Raw genomic sequence first — 803 nt, forward strand, 5'->3', positions numbered from 1 at the left:
CTCTAGATACCACAAGTTATGAATTATCCGCGAGGGAAATGCTATGAACATGCTGACATTCGATAAAACTGAAATCCAAAATCAAAATAAGCCATTTATCGCGGAAGCAGTGTTTGCGGTAGAAACGATCAACGCTAAGCAAACCAGCGAAAAACAGACAAGAGCGAAACAACTGCTTGATCGCTTGTTCCCGTTAGAGAGCGGTTCTCACAAGGACGTAACTGCATACGTCATTGACTACCGCCATGTTATGGCTTACTTCAAAGATGGCAGCCATAGCGGTCTAAAACATCCGAAGCACTTCGTTGCTTACATAGGTGAAAAAGAGCAACCAAGCTCAATCTTATTCAGAGATGGCACTGGTAGTCACGTAGAGGTAGCCTTCGCGAAACTAAAAGGCACGGGCTGCATTGAGCTAGTTTCAATCGACGACATTCAGCTAGAAACCTGCACCACTTTCCCACAAGAGCTGGACTGCATGGCGGCAATGCGTCACTGGATCAGCTTAGTAAAAGGTGATGAAAAAGGTAAGCCACGCGCATACACAGAAGAGAAAGAGTTCACGGCTAAAAATGGTGATGACTATTCATTGGAGTGTTGTTATACCATGTAGTAAACACCACTAGTAATACGAAAAAAGGATACCGAGTTGGTCTGTCTCTTATACACAAATCCTCGAACTCAGTTCGAGGATTTTTTTTGAACTCATTTCCAAGGCTGAGATCTGATCACTTAAGTAATATTGATTAGGTAGCTAATATGGAAAACTCAACACCAATGGAGTGGGCACAGGTACAATTTGG

At 43.1% G+C, this 803-nt stretch carries 1 protein-coding gene; it reads left to right on the forward strand.

Features of this window, described 5'->3' with window-relative positions:
* Positions 1-43: 43 nt before the first annotated feature.
* Positions 44-613, forward strand: coding sequence for a hypothetical protein (locus QTO00_RS20300; protein ID WP_331426355.1), 570 nt, complete (start codon positions 44-46; stop codon positions 611-613).
* The last annotated feature ends 190 nt before the right edge of the window (positions 614-803 follow it).

This window comes from Vibrio sp. M260118 (assembly GCF_036533755.1).
In the GTDB taxonomy this organism is placed as follows: domain Bacteria; phylum Pseudomonadota; class Gammaproteobacteria; order Enterobacterales; family Vibrionaceae; genus Vibrio.

What these genes read in the sequence shown, in the direction of transcription:
- QTO00_RS20300 (WP_331426355.1), top strand. Translation starts at nt 44, where the DNA reads ATGAACATGCTGACATTCGATAAAACTGAAATCCAAAATCAAAATAAG.